The 15,222-nt window shown below is 61.5% G+C and carries 12 protein-coding genes, 2 tRNA genes and 2 rRNA genes; 5 read left to right on the top strand and 11 right to left on the bottom strand.

Translation table 11 applies throughout. From position 1 onward, the window contains the following. The 5 genes from B5D38_RS19660 to B5D38_RS19640 form a co-directional block, all read right to left on the bottom strand. A 23S ribosomal RNA gene (locus tag B5D38_RS19660) occupies positions 1-1,729 on the bottom strand; the annotation flags it as partial. Between the two features lie 460 nt (positions 1,730-2,189). After that, positions 2,190-2,265: transfer RNA gene (locus B5D38_RS19655), tRNA-Ala, on the bottom strand. Between the two features lie 80 nt (positions 2,266-2,345). Next, positions 2,346-2,422: transfer RNA gene (locus tag B5D38_RS19650), tRNA-Ile, on the bottom strand. A gap of 298 nt (positions 2,423-2,720) precedes the next feature. Next, a 16S ribosomal RNA gene (locus B5D38_RS19645) occupies positions 2,721-4,205 on the bottom strand. A 616-nt stretch (positions 4,206-4,821) separates the two neighbouring features. Beyond that, the gene (locus tag B5D38_RS19640) at positions 4,822-5,256 is read right to left on the bottom strand and encodes an OsmC family protein (RefSeq protein WP_078710158.1); all 435 of its coding nucleotides are present in this window, start codon (positions 5,254-5,256) and stop codon (positions 4,822-4,824) included. A gap of 218 nt (positions 5,257-5,474) precedes the next feature. Between B5D38_RS19640 and B5D38_RS19635 the strand changes: the two genes are divergently transcribed. The 3 genes from B5D38_RS19635 to B5D38_RS22280 all read left to right on the top strand — a co-directional run bounded on the left by B5D38_RS19635 (position 5,475) and on the right by B5D38_RS22280 (position 7,846). Further along, positions 5,475-6,422, top strand: coding sequence for a tyrosine recombinase XerC (locus tag B5D38_RS19635; RefSeq protein ID WP_078710157.1), 948 nt, complete (start codon positions 5,475-5,477; stop codon positions 6,420-6,422). Between the two features lie 59 nt (positions 6,423-6,481). Further along, on the top strand, positions 6,482-7,573 hold the full coding sequence (locus tag B5D38_RS19630) for a TraB/GumN family protein (RefSeq protein ID WP_078710156.1): 1,092 nt from the start codon (positions 6,482-6,484) through the stop codon (positions 7,571-7,573). Positions 7,574-7,684: 111 nt separating this feature from the next. Next, complete coding sequence (locus B5D38_RS22280; RefSeq protein ID WP_165690921.1) at positions 7,685-7,846, top strand: hypothetical protein; 162 nt, start codon at positions 7,685-7,687, stop codon at positions 7,844-7,846. A gap of 67 nt (positions 7,847-7,913) precedes the next feature. Here B5D38_RS22280 and B5D38_RS19625 read toward each other — a convergent pair whose 3' ends face one another. Both B5D38_RS19625 and B5D38_RS19620 read right to left on the bottom strand, forming a co-directional pair. Then, complete coding sequence (locus B5D38_RS19625) at positions 7,914-8,789, bottom strand: bifunctional helix-turn-helix transcriptional regulator/GNAT family N-acetyltransferase (RefSeq protein WP_078710155.1); 876 nt, start codon at positions 8,787-8,789, stop codon at positions 7,914-7,916. Positions 8,790-8,984: 195 nt separating this feature from the next. Next, the gene (locus B5D38_RS19620; protein ID WP_078710154.1) at positions 8,985-9,617 is read right to left on the bottom strand and encodes a TetR/AcrR family transcriptional regulator; all 633 of its coding nucleotides are present in this window, start codon (positions 9,615-9,617) and stop codon (positions 8,985-8,987) included. Positions 9,618-9,694: 77 nt separating this feature from the next. Between B5D38_RS19620 and B5D38_RS19615 the strand changes: the two genes are divergently transcribed. After that, positions 9,695-10,423 (top strand): SDR family oxidoreductase, encoded by a 729-nt coding sequence (locus tag B5D38_RS19615; protein ID WP_078710153.1) that lies wholly within the window; start codon positions 9,695-9,697, stop codon positions 10,421-10,423. 65 nt (positions 10,424-10,488) lie between these two features. Beyond that, positions 10,489-10,647, top strand: a complete 159-nt coding sequence (locus tag B5D38_RS22275) for a hypothetical protein (RefSeq protein WP_165690920.1) — start codon at positions 10,489-10,491, stop codon at positions 10,645-10,647. Positions 10,648-10,761: 114 nt separating this feature from the next. Here B5D38_RS22275 and lpdA read toward each other — a convergent pair whose 3' ends face one another. The 4 genes from lpdA to odhB all read right to left on the bottom strand — a co-directional run bounded on the left by lpdA (position 10,762) and on the right by odhB (position 15,041). Further along, positions 10,762-12,171: a dihydrolipoyl dehydrogenase gene (gene lpdA / locus B5D38_RS19610; protein WP_078710152.1), complete on the bottom strand. Its 1,410-nt coding sequence runs from the start codon at positions 12,169-12,171 to the stop codon at positions 10,762-10,764. A 26-nt stretch (positions 12,172-12,197) separates the two neighbouring features. Further along, a complete protein-coding gene (locus tag B5D38_RS19605; RefSeq protein WP_078710151.1) occupies positions 12,198-12,602 on the bottom strand; it encodes an MAPEG family protein in 405 nt (134 codons plus the stop codon). 231 nt (positions 12,603-12,833) lie between these two features. Beyond that, positions 12,834-13,379, bottom strand: coding sequence for a hypothetical protein (locus B5D38_RS19600; RefSeq protein WP_165690919.1), 546 nt, complete (start codon positions 13,377-13,379; stop codon positions 12,834-12,836). 120 nt (positions 13,380-13,499) lie between these two features. Continuing rightward, positions 13,500-15,041 (bottom strand): 2-oxoglutarate dehydrogenase complex dihydrolipoyllysine-residue succinyltransferase, encoded by a 1,542-nt coding sequence (odhB, locus tag B5D38_RS19595; RefSeq protein WP_078710149.1) that lies wholly within the window; start codon positions 15,039-15,041, stop codon positions 13,500-13,502. Positions 15,042-15,222 lie beyond the last annotated feature (181 nt).

Here is a 15,222-nt window from a genome sequence, read left to right as displayed (position 1 = left end):
AGAGCCCTGTGTTTTTGGTAAACAGTCGCTACCCCCTGGTCTGTGCCACCTCACACCGGTTGCCCGATGCAAGGTCACGCTTCTTCCGAAGTTACGCGTGCAATTTGCCGAGTTCCTTCAGCAGAGTTCTCTCAAGCGCCTTGGTATACTCTACCAGTCCACCTGTGTCGGTTTCGGGTACGGTCTATACGGTGGGGCTATTTCCCGGGACCGCTTCGCCGCAAGATCAATCCAATAAGACCTTACGACATACGCAATCCGTCACTTCCCACCAGGCCCACGATTGTTAACGTGGTTCCCATCGACTACGCCTTTCGGCCTCGCCTTAGGGGCCGGCTAACCCTGCTCAGATTAACTTTAAGCAGGAACCCTTGGACTTTCGGCGAGGGAGTCTCTCACTCCCTTTATCGTTACTCATGTCAGCATTCGCACTTCTCATACCTCCACGGGTCCTCACGGATCCCGCTTCATCAGCCTAGAGAACGCTCCGCTACCGCTTGTCAAAGACAAGCCCACAGCTTCGGTGCACGGCTTGAGCCCCGTTACATTTTCGGCGCAAAGTCTCTATTAGACCAGTGAGCTGTTACGCTTTCTTTAAATGATGGCTGCTTCTAAGCCAACATCCTGGTTGTTTTGGAAACCTCACATCCTTTCCCACTTAGCCGTGACTTGGGGACCTTAGCTGGTGGTCAGGGTTGTTGCCCTCTCCACGACGGACGTTAGCACCCGCCGTGTGTCTGCCGGATAGTACTTCCAGGTATTCGGAGTTTGGTTAGGTTTGGTAGGACGGTAAGTCCCCCTAGCCCATCCAGTGCTCTACCCCCTGGAGTATTCATCCGACGCTCTACCTAAATAGATTTCGCGGAGAACCAGCTATTTCCGAGTTTGATTGGCCTTTCACCCCTAGCCACAAGTCATCCCAATCTATTGCAACAGATGCGGGTTCGGTCCTTCAGTGCGTGTTACCGCACCTTCAACCTGCTCATGGCTAGATCACTCGGTTTCGGGTCTAATCCGACGAACTGAACGCCCTGTTCAGACTCGCTTTCGCTACGCCTCCACCTATCGGCTTAAGCTTGCTCGCCAGACTAAGTCGCTGACCCATTATACAAAAGGTACGTGGTCACCATTTCAGGCTTCCACTGTTTGTAGGCATTCGGTTTCAGGTTCTCTTTCACTCCCCTTGTCGGGGTGCTTTTCACCTTTCCCTCACGGTACTGGTTCGCTATCGGTCATGCACGAGTACTTAGGCTTGGAGGGTGGTCCCCCCAATTTCAGACAGGGTTTCACGTGCCCCGCCCTACTCGAGGACGATAAGAAGACATTATGCGTACGGGGCTGTCACCCACTCTTGCCACGCTTTCCAACGTGTTCCGCTTCTTCTTCAAATCGCCACTGGCCTGGTCCGCGTTCGCTCGCCGCTACTAGCAGAGTCTCGGTTGATGTCCTTTCCTGCAGGTACTGAGATGTTTCAGTTCCCCGCGTTCGCTTCTAACCCCTATGTATTCAGAGTTAGATACCTCTTCTCGATACTGGAAACCGCAACCGGTCCGGCGGATCGCTCCACCAGACCAATTCCGATCTTCCAGTACCAGAGGTGGGTTTCCCCATTCGGAAATCCGCGGATCAAAGCTTATTCGCAGCTCCCCACGGCTTATCGCAGCGTATCACGTCCTTCATCGCCTGTGCATGCCAAGGCATCCACCAAATGCCCTTTTGACACTTGATCATTCTCATCGCCAATGCCCATCAGCCCGGCCCGAAGACCGAACGAGAGAGATGAACATTTGCGAATCTCTTTTTCTCTTGTGAGCGCCACTAACACCCAAACGGCGTGCAACCGCTTCAGATGCTCCTGCATGGCACTCACGAAAGACCAGCTTCTCGAGACGAACCCCGATGGCGAGCGGTCAGGCAACGCCAATCATTGGATCGGACCATCACGTTGGGGATCAGGTGATGAACCATCTCCCCGGTCCTTTCCGACAGAACCGCAAAAGCCTTTCGACCATCACGATCCTTCAGGATCCGTCTTCTCTTCACAATGTAACAAGAACAGGCGAACACGACCCGATGGCCATGCCGCAAACTTTGACTTCTTTCTTGGATGATCGCTCCACTCATTCAGAACCTACCCAGGGACCCGCCAGCGACGAGCGCCGCGAGGAGCTTAAGGGTGGGACAAACAATGGTGGAGCCAGACGGGATCGAACCGACGACCTCATGCTTGCAAAGCACGCGCTCTCCCAGCTGAGCTATGGCCCCTATCTGAACCAAACTCGCCGCACATTCACAACCCCTGCCAGCAACAAGCGTCGCGAGGAGCGGACGGGCGGCAAAAGCGATGGTGGGCCTGGGTAGATTCGAACTACCGACCTCACCCTTATCAGGGGTGCGCTCTAACCAACTGAGCTACAGGCCCGAACTCGAACCCGCGTCAGCATCAAGCGCTCCGCAAGCAACATCGGGACCCCCGCCAGCGAGGGCCAGGCCCGAAGCTTAAGGGCGGGGCAGATAATATCATCCAAGGAAGAAAGAGAAACGAAGGCGGCGGGGCCTGCCTGACCACGACCATCAAAGATGGGCATGGCACTGATGTCATGCGCGACACCGTTTGACTAACGGCGTCTTGTTCTAAAACGGCGTTATAGGAAGCTTCCGGGACTTAAGCTCAAGCTCGCGCTCTCGCCGCCTGGAAGGCCTGATAAAGCCATCCTTAGAAAGGAGGTGATCCAGCCGCAGGTTCCCCTACGGCTACCTTGTTACGACTTCACCCCAGTCGCTGACCCTACCGTGGTTGGCTGCCTCCCTTGCGGGTTAGCGCACCACCTTCGGGTAGAACCAACTCCCATGGTGTGACGGGCGGTGTGTACAAGGCCCGGGAACGTATTCACCGTGGCGTGCTGATCCACGATTACTAGCGATTCCAACTTCATGCACCCGAGTTGCAGAGTGCAATCCGAACTGAGACGGTTTTTGGAGATTAGCTCGACCTCGCGGTCTCGCTGCCCATTGTCACCGCCATTGTAGCACGTGTGTAGCCCAGCCCGTAAGGGCCATGAGGACTTGACGTCATCCCCACCTTCCTCTCGGCTTATCACCGGCAGTCCCCTTAGAGTGCCCAACTGAATGATGGCAACTAAGGGCGAGGGTTGCGCTCGTTGCGGGACTTAACCCAACATCTCACGACACGAGCTGACGACAGCCATGCAGCACCTGTGTCCCGGTCCCCGAAGGGAACTCCAAATCTCTCTGGATAGCCGGGCATGTCAAGGGCTGGTAAGGTTCTGCGCGTTGCTTCGAATTAAACCACATGCTCCACCGCTTGTGCGGGCCCCCGTCAATTCCTTTGAGTTTTAATCTTGCGACCGTACTCCCCAGGCGGGAAGCTTAATGCGTTAGCTGCGCCACCGAGCTGTAAACAACCCGACGGCTAGCTTCCATCGTTTACGGCGTGGACTACCAGGGTATCTAATCCTGTTTGCTCCCCACGCTTTCGCACCTCAGCGTCAGTTGTGGACCAGTAAGCCGCCTTCGCCACTGGTGTTCCTGCGAATATCTACGAATTTCACCTCTACACTCGCAATTCCACTTACCTCTTCCACACTCAAGACATCCAGTATCAAAGGCAGTTCCGGGGTTGAGCCCCGGGATTTCACCCCTGACTTAAATGTCCGCCTACGTGCGCTTTACGCCCAGTAATTCCGAACAACGCTAGCCCCCTTCGTATTACCGCGGCTGCTGGCACGAAGTTAGCCGGGGCTTCTTCTCCGGGTACCGTCATTATCGTCCCCGGTGAAAGAGCTTTACAACCCTAGGGCCTTCATCACTCACGCGGCATGGCTGGATCAGGCTTGCGCCCATTGTCCAATATTCCCCACTGCTGCCTCCCGTAGGAGTTTGGGCCGTGTCTCAGTCCCAATGTGGCTGATCATCCTCTTAGACCAGCTATGGATCGTCGCCTTGGTAGGCCATTACCCCACCAACTAGCTAATCCAACGCGGGCTCATCTATCCCCGATAAATCTTTCCCGTTTCCGGCGTATACGGTATTAATTCCAGTTTCCCGGAGCTATTCCGTAGAGATAGGTAGATTCCCACGCGTTACTCACCCGTCTGCCACTCACCCCGAAGGATGCGTTCGACTTGCATGTGTTAAGCCTGCCGCCAGCGTTCGTCCTGAGCCAGGATCAAACTCTCAGGTTTGATAAGAGTTGTCCCGACTGCATTGTCACTGTCTCAAAGCATCAACGAGAGTATTCCTGATTACCAGCACGCTGAACAACTCTCGCCATCCAGCAAAAACCGGCAACCATGTCGCTCCGTCCAACCCGGTAAACCAGACCAGACAAAGCACTCTCATCGAGAAACGTGACACCGTCGGATAACCCAAAACCTCCAAACCAACCAGGATCGTCAGCTCAGAGGTCGCAGACTTCCGCCGCCCACGCTTCTCTTTCTTCTCATCAGTATTCAATTGTCAAATAACACGAAGGCAAATCACCTTCGTCGGGCCGCTTCAGCGTGTCGCTCAACCGACCCTCAAGATGGCCACTACGTAGCGATCTCTCAGAAACTTGTCAACCCGAAATCTCAGATTTCGGAGCGAACCGGAGGGCTCGCCGGCGGCGTGTCCGCCGTCGATGGATGGGCTTATAAGCTGGAGATCGCGGACCCGTCAACACCGGATCGGCAAAAAAGTCGGCTAAGGCTGAACTTTTTTGCTAGCTATCTGATTTTGTGTAGATAATTGAGGCCAGCTTGCCGCTGGGTGAGCCCCGGCCGCACGACGGGCGCCCGGAGCTTGCTGTTTTGCGGCTCGTTAGGCCAGCTTGGCGTCGAGCGAGACGTTGATGGCGCCCAGAGCCTTGGAGACGGGGCAACCGGCCTTGGCCTTGTTGGCGAGTTCCTCGAACTTGGCGCTCTCGATCCCCGGAACCTTCGCCGTCAGCGTCAGTGCGCTGGAAGTGATGGCGAAGCCGCCCTCGGCTTGCTCGACGCTTACCACCGCCTTGGCGTCGAGCTCTTCGGCGGGCGTCCCGTTCTCGGCGAGGAAGTGCGAGAGCTGCATGGCGAAGCAGCCGGCATGGGCGGCCGCCAAAAGTTCTTCCGGGTTGGTGCCAGACTTGCCGCTCTCATCCTCGAAGCGGGCCTTGAATGAGTATCCGTGGCTCGAGAGCGCGCCCGACTGGGTCGTCAGCGTGCCCTTGCCATCGGCCAAGGCTCCCTTCCAAACCGCTGTCGCATGTCTTTTCATGGCTTGTCTCCTTTGGCTGGCCGCCGGCTTGCCGATCGTTTGGGTGGAGCCTTGCTGGACATCCACTGTTCGTTCACCTTGGCGGCGGATAACAACGATGGCGAGAATCGCTCCCGGAGAACTGTCCGGACCCTCTCGGCACCGCCTCGTGGAGCGATATAGGTCGCGCGCGCCGTCTGTCCCGCGTGCCCGGGCCATGTGCTTCAGGAGCAGATCCAATGAACCAGGCTTTCCTCGTCCATGCGACCAAGCCGCTTCTCGAACAGAGAACCAGCTGGCTTTCGGCCCTGGAGGCCGAACGGCGCGCCAGCGCCAACACGGTGGAAGCCTATGAGCGGGATCTTCGCCAGTTCCTCCAGTTTTTGACCGGCTATCACGGGCGCCCTGCCGAACTCGGCGACTTCGCCGACCTCAAGCCGGCCGATCTTCGCGCCTTTCTCGCCGCGCGACGGCGGGATGGCGCCGGCGCCAAGACGCTGGGCCGCGGGCTTGCGGGCGTGCGCTCCTTCATTCGCCATCTGGAGAAGAAGGGCCTCGCCTCCAGCGCGGGAGCGCGCGCCATCCGCGCGCCTCGACAGGGCCGGTCCCTCCCCCGGCCACTCACGGTGGCCGATGCGCTCGCCGTGACGGAGGAGGCCGGCGCGCTGGCGCTGGAGCCGTGGGTCGCCGCACGCAACACGGCGGTGATGACCCTCCTCTATGGTTGTGGCCTGCGCATTTCCGAGGCCTTGGGCCTGACGGGCGATGCCCTGCGCGACAGTGCCGCCAGGGCCATTCCGATCACCGGCAAGGGGGGCAAGACGCGGCTGGTGCCGCTTCTCCCGGTGGTCCATGAGGCCGTCGCGGACTATCGCCGGCTCTGTCCCTTCGCGCTTTCGGGCAACGAGCCCCTGTTCAGGGGAACGCGCGGCGGGCCGCTTCGCCCGCAGATCGTCCAGCGCGAGATGCAGCGTCTTCGCGGCGCGCTCGGCCTGCCTGGTTCGGCGACGCCGCATGCCTTGCGCCATTCCTTCGCCACCCATCTTCTGGCGGAGGGCGGCGACCTTCGCGCCATCCAGGACCTTCTCGGCCATGCCAGCCTGTCGACGACGCAAGGGTACACCGCTGTCGATTCGGCGCGCCTGATGTCGATCTATGACGCGGCCCACCCCCGCGCCCAGCGCTGAAGGCAATCCGAGCGGCTGTCTTCACGCTTCAGTCGGAAAGTCAGGCTAGCCTGCCATTCATGAGTCCGACACAGCTTCCCATTCGGCGGCCCTGCCCGCTCGACCGCCTCACCGATGCCGCTCTTGCCGTCGCCGCGCTTTTGCCGCTGGCGCTCGTCCTCGCCCTCGCCTGGGTGGGACTGGCGCGGGCGGAGGAATCTCCGAACGTCACCCCGACCGTTTGCCCGGGCGAAAACCTGCTGCCAAGCTTCGACGCCGCGCAACGCGCGCGCCTCGACGAGGCAATGAAGACCACGCCGCATGGCGAGGGCCGCCTGTTCGAGGTGACGAAGCCCGGCCTTTCCCCGTCCTATCTATTCGGCACCATGCACCTGACCGACCCAAGGGTGCTCGAGCTGCCGGCGCCAGTGGAGACCGCGTTCAACCGCGCCTCCCGTCTGGTGATCGAATCGACGGACATTCTCGACGAGGCAAAGGCGTCGGCCGCGATTTTGACCCGACCCGATCTGATGACGCTGCCTGCGGGCAAGACGCTCGATGATTTCCTGAAGCCCGACCAACGCGAGGACCTGGAAAAGAACCTCGCCGATCATGGCGTGCCCTATGGCTCCATCCGGACGCTTCAGCCCTGGTTCGCCAGCGTCAGCCTGCTGCTGCCGGCGTGCGAGACGGCGCGCAAGGCGGCGGGGATCGCGGTTCTCGACGTCGATCTCGCCCGGCGAGCCAAAGCGGCGGGCAAGCCGGTCGACGGCCTTGAAACCGCCATCGAGCAGCTCGAGGCCATGGCGTCGCTGCCCATGGACGTCCAGGTGGAAAGCCTGCTCGCCTCGACGGCGCTGGCCGAGCGCATGCCGGACATCACCGCGACGATGATCGCGCTCTATCTCGACGGTCGGATCGGCGCGATCGGACCTTTGACCGAAATGGTCTCTCCCTCGGCGGAAACAGGCGGGATCGATGCCGGCGAAGCCTATGCCGAGTTCGAGGAGAAGCTCGTCACCACCCGTAACAGGACAATGGCCAAGCGCCTGAAACCTCTTCTCGAAAAGGGCGGAACCTTCGTCGCCGTGGGCGCGCTGCATCTTCCGGGGGAAGAAGGATTGGTCGAGCTTCTCGCCAGGGACGGTTGGACGGTAAAGCGCGCGGACTGACACCCGCATACGAGGACACCCGCGGAGCACTGAAAGTTGATCGCCATCCGCTTGCGACAATTCGCCGCTGGTCTACTCTGATTCGATCAACGCCAACGGGAGACTTGTGTCGTGAAAGCATTGACCGCAGTAACCCTGAGCCTCGGCTTGATCGGCGCCGCCTCGGCGCCCGCCTTTGCCGATTGTTCGGCGAGCCATACGGCCAGCATCAAGAAGCCGGTCGTCACCACCGATTCGTCGACAAGGACGACGGTGGACGAGAAGAAGAGCTGACCGCTTCCATCTTCGTGAAAGATGCAAGGCCCGGAGGCTAATTGCCACGGGCCTTTTTCATCGCGGTTCAGAGATGCTTCTCGAAGAAAAGGTCCGGATAGGGGTCGTCGTTGAACCGCGCGATCTCGCGCCAGCCCAACCGTTCATAGAGGCGGCGTGCTTCCGGTAAGGCGCTGTTGGTATCGAGGCGCAATATATTGATGCCAAGTTCACGCGCCGCGTCCTCCGCGGCCTGCATGAGGCGTCGGCCAAGACCAAGGCCGCGCGCGGCGGGCGAGACCCAGAGTCGCTTGATTTCAGCCATTCCCCCACCCTTGCCGCTGAGGCCGACGCAACCGATGGGCAGGCCGTCCGAAAAAGCGACGAAGAAGCCGCCATGCGGTCGGACCATTGAATCTGCGTGCGGGTCGCGCGACAGCGAAACATCGAAGCCCGTCTCGAACCGTCGGGCGAGCTCACCGTAGTATTCGCCGAGGCAATAGAGCGCCTCTTCGCCGCGCGGACTCACCTCTCCGATCGAAACCCGCTCCCGTCCGAAGACTGACGCGACGAGATCCATCGCCGCCAGCAGCGCCTCCGGGCGCGGGTGCCGGGCGAGGAAGATCTCGGCGCGCTCGTTCGACAGCCGCTCATAGGCCTCGAACTCCTGCCGGCCGGCGTCGGTCAGCTGCGCGATGCGCCGCCGCGCGTCGTCCGGGTGCGGCGTGGTGGCGACCAGCCCCTCCTCTTCCAGCCCGCGCAGCAGCCGGCTCATCAGGCCCGAATCGAGCCCGAGATAATCGCGCACCGCCGCCACGTCCGACCGGCCGTGGCCGATGGCGTTGAGCACCCGCGCGGCGCCCAGCGGGCGACCGCGGCCGAGGAAGGACGAATCGAGCGCGCCGACCTCGGCGGTCACGGCCCGGTTGAAGCGACGGAAGCGGGAGATCGGATCGACACTCATGATACCTGACCTAAGTCAGACATTTTGCGCCGTCAATGCCATGTGCGAAGGGGCGGGGTCTTGGAAGCGCAAGATAAGGGAAACCGGCGCGGCAAGGTCAGGAGCTCTCTCACGCCGGCGAAGAAGCTCGCCCGCCGGCATAGCAACATCCGTCCACATTGACTTTGTCCTCCACATTCGCGCGGACCTTCTCCATCAAGCGATCTTCGAGGCCTCAAGATAGCGAAGACACATCACCGATAGCTCGTCTCCAACGCGCCTTTCCGATTCCTCCGTCATTTTGCGAGTGAACAGGCTTCGGACAGTTCCAAAAAGCACCGTCAGGAAAGTGAGATTGACCAACGCCAGATCCGCGAACTTCGCATCGGGCGCGCTGTCGAACATCGCTGCGGTCGCGGCCTCTATGCGTTGCATGCACGCTTCGGCCAGGTCCGAGGTATTGACTTCCAGGGCAACCAGATAGAGCGCGCGCGTTGCGTTGCGCTGCATGGTCTTCGCGTCCCAATACGCCTTCACCAGGGTATCGCTCATTTGGGCGAGGGGCGCGCCATGATTCTGCAGGCACGTCCTTTCAACGGTTTCTGCGACCGTATTCAGATACCGTTCGGTCACTGCATACAGCAGTGCCTGCTTGTGCGGATAATACTGGTACATGGTGCCGACCGAAACGCCCGCCCGCGCCGAGACGCGCGTCGTCGTCAAACGCGTCGGTCCGTCGGTCAGCAAAACCTGAATGGTCGCCTCGAAAATCGCTTCCAGAGTGGCCGTCGCGCGCGCCTGACGCGGTGATTTTCGGGCGGAAAGTTGCGGCGGAGGAACCGGAGCCATAAGCGAGTCTCAAAGCTGAATGTTTTTTCATATCATGGCCGCGCTATCGCTGATACCAGTCCCAATCAGGAGCTTTCATGGCCACTCATCGCATCGCGCTCGTCACGGGTGCCAACAAAGGCATCGGATTCGAGATCGCCAAGCAACTTGCCGAAGCCGGCACGACCGTCCTTCTCGGGGCGCGGGATCAGGCGCGCGGACAAGCCGCCGTTGAAACCTTGGCCGGACAAGGACTCGACGTTTCTCTACTGATACTGGAGACGACAGACCAAGACAGCATTGCTGTTGCGGCGAAAACGATCGAAGCCGAGCATGGTCATCTCGACATCCTGGTCAACAATGTCGGCATTTATGACGGAGCCGATTCTGTTCCGAGCAAAACCTCCATCGCCGTCGTCCGCGATACGATGGAAACGAATTTCATCGGCACTCTTGCTGTGACGCAGGCACTGCTGCCATTGCTAAGCAAGTCGGAAGCTGGCCGGATTGTGAACCTCTCCAGCACCTTGGGATCCATCACGTGTAACGGCGATCCCAAATCAGCCTTCTATGCGGCACAGGCCATCGGATACAATGCCTCGAAGGCAGCGCTCAACATGCTGACGGTCCAGCTCGCCCAGGAATTGCGCGATAGCAATATTATTGTGACATCGGTCTGCCCTGGTTTCGTCAAGACAGACTTGAGCAGCAACATGGGCAATGTCATGCCCGACGAGGCCGCAAAAACACCGGTCCGGTATGCGCTCTGCGGCGACGACGTTGTTTCCGGGCGTTTCGTCGACAAAGACGGAGAGGTGCCTTGGTGACAGCGCGGCACGACAAAATCGGCTAGTCGATCTCGGCGGTCCCGCTTCGGGATCATGTTTTAGCGATGGATCGGCTTGGCGAAAGTCGCCATCGCCGCCTCATCGGTGCCGCCTCGGCGCCCGCCTTCGCCGATTGTTCGACGAGCCACACGGCCAGCATCAAGAAGCCGGTCGTCACCACCGATTCGTCGACAAGGACGATGGTGGACGAAAAGAAGAGCTGATCGCTTTCATCTTCCTGACGTGAAAAGGCCCGGCGGGAATACCTGCCGGGCCTTTTCATTACGGGGATGGCCGCTCAAACGAGGGCGCACCGCCGCCTGTGGAGAGGCTGTGGATCAGCTGTGGATGGGCTTGGCGAACGTCGCCATCGCGGCCTCCTTCACCGCTTCCGACATGGTCGGATGGGCGTGGCAGGTGCGGGCCAGATCCTCGGACGAGCCGCCGAACTCCATCAGCACCGCCGCCTCGTGGATCATCTCGCCGGCGCCGAAGCCGACGATGTGGCAGCCGAGCACTCGATCCGTCCTCTTGTCGGCGAGGAACTTGACGAAGCCGTCCGTGTGGAGCATCGCCCGCGCGCGGCCATTGGCGGTGAAGGCGAACTTGCCGACATTGTATTCGACGCCCGCGGCCTTCAGTTCCTCTTCCGTCTTGCCTACGGAAGCGACCTCGGGCGCGGTGTAGACCACGGCCGGAATGACATCGTAGTTGACGTGGCCCGCCTGACCGGCGAGCTGCTCGGCCAGCGCCACGCCCTCGTCCTCGGCCTTGTGGGCGAGCATCGGCCCCTTCACCACGTCGCCGATGGCGTAGATGCCGGGAACGGACGTCCGGAAGTGGCCGTCGATCTCGACCCGCCCGCGATTGTCGAGCTTGACGCCCACCGCGTCGAGCCCGAGCCCCTCGGTGTAGGGCTTGCGGCCCGTCGCCACCAGAACGACGTCCGCCGCGATCGTCTGCGGCTCGCCACCCTTGACCGGCTCGAAGGTGACGCTTGCGCCCTTCTCGGTCTTGGAAACGCCGGTGACCTTCGCCGAAAGCTTGAAGTCGAAGCCCTGCTTGGCCAGCATGCGCTGGAACTGCTTGGAGACGTCGCCGTCCATCGAGCCCAGGATCTTGTCGAGATACTCGACCACAGTGACCTTGGCGCCGATCCGCGACCAGACGGAGCCGAGTTCGAGGCCGATGACGCCCGCGCCGACGACGATCATTGTCTCCGGCACCTTCTTGAGATCGATGGCGTGGTCGGAGGAGACGATCGTCTCGCCGTCGAAGGCGAGTTCGACGCCGGGAATGCCGGCGACATCCGAACCGGTCGCGATGCAGACGGCCTTGGCGGAGAGCGTCTCGGTCGAGCCGTCCTCCTTCGTCACCTCCACCGAGCCGGGAGCCGTTATCTTCCCGGTGCCGATGACGCCCGTCACCTTGTTCTTCTTGAACAGAAAGCCGATGCCGTCGACATTCTGCTTCACCGTCTTGTCCTTGTGGGCAAGCAGCTTTTCGAGGTTCACCTTGGGGCTGACCTCGATGCCGAGCTCGTCGAAGGAATGCTGCGCCTCGGCGAACATCTCGGAGGCATGAAGCAGCGCCTTGGACGGAATGCAGCCGACATTCAGACAGGTACCGCCGTAGGTCTTGCGCTTTTCGACGACGGCCACCTTGAGGCCGAGCTGCGCCGCCTTGATGGCGCAGACATAGCCGCCGGGGCCCGAGCCGATAACGACGAGATCGAAGGGATCAGCCATGGCACTGCCTTCTTGTTTTTCCGAGATTAGAAGAGGAGTTGAATGAGCATGAGGACGAGCCCGACCAACGAGGCCAGCCAGACGAGGCTGCGCAGGTAGGGCACGCCGAAGAGATAGAGCGGAATGTAGACGATGCGGGCGATAAACCAGGTCCACGCCCCGATCAGGCCCAGCCCGCCGGCGCGGTTGGTGATGGCCAGCGCCAGCGCCAGGCCGACGAAGGCGGCATAGGTCTCCAGGAAGTTGCGGAGCGCCCGGTCGGCACGCCCGGCGTAGGTGCCGAGCGGCTTCTGCTCCCCGTCGCGCGCCGAGGCGTTCCAGTCGAGCCCGCGCTCGCGCGTCGCAAGCTGGCCCTGCAGCAGAATGTGGACGATCAGGATGACGACCGACCAGCCGAGCAGGGTGATTACCGTGGCGAACGGCGTTTCCATCAGATGCTCCTCTGCCTTTCCAGCGGGACCTAGCGGGGGATTGCCGCCTCACATCCTGCGGGTGTCGCGGCACACAGTCGCACGCGGCACCCATGCGGCTGTCTTAGAGTGCCGGGCGAGAAAGTGGAATCCGATTTTTCGCGAAAAGGGGGACGCGGGCCGATAAGCATCTGCTTCATGGGTAATGGCAGCGGCGGTGGTCCGCCACCCTTTTGCGCACGCCCATCGCGGTTAATTGGTCGGACAGCTCCCCGAGGTGCTGTCGAAGGGCGCGTCGACAGGCTTCAGTGTGCCTTCGGTGATGGACAGCGGCTGAAATGGCGGCGTCGCCTGTGCGGCAGGTTGGGCAAGGCGCAGGGTGTAGCACCCGGCATAGACCTGCGCGGCGCCACCCGAATCGATCGCCTCGATGGCGACCGGAAGGCGCGTATAGATCGAGCCCGCCGCCCCCTCGCTCACCGCCTTGCCGAGCTTCAGGCGGACATGCTCCGTCGCCTCATACCCCTTGGAGAACGTCTCGAAGTCCGGACGCTCCGGGCCGTCAGAAAAGTAGGAATAGGCCCTCAGATATTCGTGGCGGTTCACCGCGTTGTAGAGCGAGCGCACCACCGATTCGGCCGTCGAGCGGTCGTCGCGATAGTCGGGCGGAGTTCGCGGGCTTTGCGTGGCGTTTGCCGGCAGCGTCGAGAGCGAGACCACAACCGCGCACATCGCCAAGAGGGACGTGGCGACGGAAGGGCGAGGAGAGCGGCTTGAGGCGAGCATCGATTGCATCATGGCCTTCAAACCCATCAGCGCATGATTTGATCCGCCGCCCGGCGCATTCAACGAGTCGACAAAGAAAAACGACCGCGGCGGGTGCCGCGGCCGTCGATGAAGTGAGCAATGATCCTCGGATCAGAGATCGAGGACGAGGCGCTCGGGATCTTCCAGGCTGTCCTTCACCCGGACGAGGAAGGTCACGGCTTCCTTGCCGTCGACGATGCGGTGATCATAGGAGAGCGCCAGATACATCATCGGCCGGATCACCACCTGGCCGCCGATGGCCATCGGCCGCTCCTGGATCTTGTGCATGCCGAGGATGCCCGACTGCGGCGCGTTGATGATCGGCGTCGACATCAGGGAGCCGTAGACGCCGCCATTGGTGATGGTGAAGGTGCCGCCCTGCATGTCGGCGACGGAAAGCTTGCCGTCGCGCGCCGCCTTGGCGAGACGGGCGAGTTCCTTCTCCACCTCCGCGATGGTCATCTGATCGGCGTCGCGAATCACCGGCACGACGAGGCCCTTGTCGGTGCCGACGGCCATGCCGATGTGGGCGAAGTTCTTGTAGATGAGGTCGGTGCCGTCGATCTCGGCGTTCACCGCCGGAATCTCCTTCAACGCGTGGCAGACCGCCTTGGTGAAGAAGCCCATGAAGCCGAGCTTCACGCCATGCTTCTTCTCGAACAGATCCTTGTAGCGCTTGCGAAGATCCATGACCGCCGTCATGTCCACCTCGTTGAAGGTGGTCAGCATGGCCGCCGTGTTCTGTGCATCCTTGAGCCGCCGCGCGATGGTCTGGCGAAGACGCGTCATCTTCACCCGCTCCTCGCGGGCCGCATCGTCCGGCGCGGACTGCGCGCGGGGTGCCGACTGCGCGGGCGCCGACGAGACGGAGGGAGACGACCCGGCCTTGGCGGCGGCGTCGATCACGTCGCCCTTGAGGATCTGGCCGCGCTTGCCGCTGCCGGAAACGTCGCTCTCGGAAAGCCCTTTCTCGGCCATCATCTTCTGCGCCGCCGGGGCAGCCGGCATGCCGCCGCTGCCGCCGGCCGAAGCCTGCGCGGGGGCCGATGAAGTCGCGGCCTCGCCGGAGGCGCTGGCGCCTTCCTCGATCTTCAGCAGCAGCGCGCCGACCTGAACCACGTCGCCCTTCTGCACGGCGAATTCGCGGATCACGCCGGAGACGGGCGCGGGAATCTCCTGGGCGGCCTTGTCGGTTTCCAGCTCAAGCAGCGCGTCGTCAGCCTTGACCGCCTCGCCCACCTTCTTGAAGATTTCGCCGACCTCGGCCTCGGTAACGGATTCGCCGGCTGCCGGCACCACCACCTCGACCAGCTTGCCGGCGGGTGCCGCAGCGGACTTCTTTGTCTCTTCGGCCGGAGCGGCAGCCTTCTCCTCGACCTTGGCCGGGGCCTTCGTCTTGGCGGACGCCGTCCCCTTGCCCTCGCCGATTGATCCGATGACGGCGCCGACCGCGACCGTGTCGCCCTCGGCGGCCGTGATGTCCTCGATCACCCCTGACGCGGGAGCCGGCACCTCGACCGTGACCTTGTCGGTTTCGAGTTCGGCGATGGTCTCGTCCTGCTCCACCTTGTCGCCCGGCTTCTTGAACCACTGGGCGATCGTCGCCTCTGTGACCGACTCGCCCAGGGTGGGCACCTTGATCTCAACTGTCATCGTTCATTCCTGACGTCAGGGGGCTGAGGCTCGCGCGCCGATAATCCGGACGAGCCCGCAGGATAAAAGGAATCGGCGAGAATACCGTAACAGAAACCGCCGCGAGCGCTCCACCTTCGCCCTGCCCTTCCTGCAAGATGCGGAATTTCCCCGCCGCCGGGCGTTTGGAGCCGGCAGCGGG

Source organism: Consotaella salsifontis (genome assembly GCF_900167365.1).
Classification (GTDB): Bacteria; Pseudomonadota; Alphaproteobacteria; order Rhizobiales; family Rhizobiaceae; genus Consotaella; species Consotaella salsifontis.
Note: the sequence above shows the minus strand (reverse complement) of the source record. Positions and strands in the feature narration are given on the sequence as shown.